The organism is Tetragenococcus muriaticus DSM 15685 (assembly GCF_000423785.1).
Taxonomy (GTDB): domain Bacteria; phylum Bacillota; class Bacilli; order Lactobacillales; family Enterococcaceae; genus Tetragenococcus; species Tetragenococcus muriaticus.
On record NZ_AUIQ01000103.1, the window covers coordinates 1 to 1,992 of the forward strand.

Annotated in this window: 3 protein-coding genes; all 3 read right to left on the reverse strand. The window is 34.7% G+C overall.

The features are described 5' to 3' along the window. Positions 1 to 136: 136 nt before the first annotated feature. The 3 genes from G577_RS0110320 to G577_RS12605 all read right to left on the reverse strand — a co-directional run bounded on the left by G577_RS0110320 (position 137) and on the right by G577_RS12605 (position 1,685). The gene (locus G577_RS0110320) at positions 137 to 628 is read right to left on the reverse strand and encodes a CvpA family protein (RefSeq protein WP_081675771.1); all 492 of its coding nucleotides are present in this window, start codon (positions 626 to 628) and stop codon (positions 137 to 139) included. Between the two features lie 237 nt (positions 629 to 865). Then, positions 866 to 1,504: a uracil-DNA glycosylase gene (locus G577_RS0110325; protein ID WP_028791092.1), complete on the reverse strand. Its 639-nt coding sequence runs from the start codon at positions 1,502 to 1,504 to the stop codon at positions 866 to 868. A 49-nt stretch (positions 1,505 to 1,553) separates the two neighbouring features. After that, the gene (locus G577_RS12605; protein ID WP_280453966.1) at positions 1,554 to 1,685 is read right to left on the reverse strand and encodes a hypothetical protein; all 132 of its coding nucleotides are present in this window, start codon (positions 1,683 to 1,685) and stop codon (positions 1,554 to 1,556) included. Between the last annotated feature and the right edge of the window lie 307 nt (positions 1,686 to 1,992).

The window sequence follows — 1,992 nt, forward strand, 5'->3', positions numbered from 1 at the left end:
GATTTCAGCTTGTGGCTCGCTACGCTTGGCGGTAACTACCTGCGACTGGACTTTCACCAGCTAGATAAATGCCATGCCTGGCACACATATAAAAAGACTTGATAAGCTATCAAGTCTTTTTATAAATCCTTTATATCTAAAGCTCTTCTACTTTTTCCGAAAGAACAGGGGTATCTTGTACGATCGTTTGCGCTAAGGTTGAATCTGATACCGTCTCTTGAGCAGTAGCATTGGGTACAAAGGCAACAAGATTTAATAACAGAAAAACAGCTATATAAACTTTGACAATACCAAATGCTCCTCCAAGCCAACGATTTACGATATTTAGCAGAGGCAAACTAGCCAAAAAATCGAGGGAAGAACCCAGAATATTCCATAAGATCCTAACACCAATAAATAAAAGGATAAAAGCAATTGCCTGGTAATAAAAGTCTTCTGTAATACCGTTCATTGAACCAGGAGAAGGGATCCAACTTAAATATGGTGCCAAAGTATTCGAATATAGGGAAGCAGCAGCAAGAGCAATAATAAATCCAGTTAAGCCAACAACTTGAAAAACCAAACCTCTTCTTAAGCCGATAAAGAAACCGCCGATTAAAACAAGTAAAATAATCCATGTGAGTATCATTTTAGTGTCTTCCTTTCATTTGCTAAATCAATTGTTCGTTATTAAACAAAACCAATGTTAATAAAACTTTCTCATAAGACATAAACGTCGTACCATATTTTTCTTTTACCCATATTTTACATATTAATGCCGGCTTTAAGTCAATTTTATATTCGATACTTTACATTTTTATAATCTAATACAATCGTTACCTTATTCATAAAATGAGTGATTCTCTACTCCTTTAATAGCATCATTTCACTTTTTTTCTGTTATAACTTCTTGTATAAGTTCAGATAAACGATCCCAATCGTTGGCCATCGTCTCTTTCAAATTACGATTATAAAGAATGGCCGCCGGATGGTACATTGGGAAGATCATATAATCTTTTTGTGTTTCTTCATAAGTTTTACGATCTTTTGATAACTTCAAAATAGATTGTCGCAAAGTTTGCCCATGATAGTTAGAAACATTGTATTGATTTCCTAATAACCGTTTTAAAGCGCTATTTCCCATCGCTACAATAATTTTAGGCTGAACGGTTACAACTTCAAAATCAAAAAGAGGAGCAAAAAGACGTATTTCAGTTTTACTAGGTGTACGGTTAGGGTAACTTCGCTTCTCGCCTTTTTTCTTGACGCTATAAGGCCGGCATCTAACGACACTTGTCATGTAAATATCTTTCCTATTAAGACGAATTCTATCAAGAGCAGCATCTAGTCCTTTTCCTGCCTGTCCACTAAAAGGAACTTGCTTTTCAATCTCCGTCTTTCCTGGAGCTTCAGCTACGAGCATAACTTCCGCATTTTCTGCTCCTTTTCCAGGCAAAAAACCTTCTAATTGAAACTCTTTACTTTTTTCCATAATTTCTTGTTTTAATTGGCTAGGATACTCCATTTTAAATACCTTCTTGTTGACTATTTATTCTTATTTTCCTTTTTTATCTTTAAGATAACATAAACACACGAGCTACTCCACCTAAAACAATACCTAGTTCAATATAATTAAATAGACTGCCTAACATAGTACCTAAACCAAGACCAAAGCCAATTTCCATGCCTAATTCTTTCTTTTTCACAAGACACACTCCTTGTCCAAGATTTAAGTGTTTTTAAGTCCCATTTTTACCTTATTTGATTATTAACACTAATATGTAAAGGCTATCATAGTTTCCACTCATTCACAAAATATTCTATGTGCTCTCTTTTTTCTCACAGTGTCAACTGCATAAGCCCTCCCAAAGTTTAGTATGCAAAAAAGTCCTCATCTAGTTACAGATAAGGACTTTTGGGCTCTATAATTTCTAGTGTTGGTAGACAAGAATGATTTTCTTGTAGCCCATACGAGTTTTTTTATATTTTCTGAGCAAAATAGAAAACAGACAC

Excerpts from the sequence above, each read along its gene's own strand:
- G577_RS0110320 (WP_081675771.1), bottom strand. The coding sequence starts at position 628 with ATGATACTCACATGGATTATTTTACTTGTTTTAATCGGCGGTTTCTTT.
- G577_RS0110325 (WP_028791092.1), bottom strand. The coding sequence starts at position 1,504 with ATGGAGTATCCTAGCCAATTAAAACAAGAAATTATGGAAAAAAGTAAA.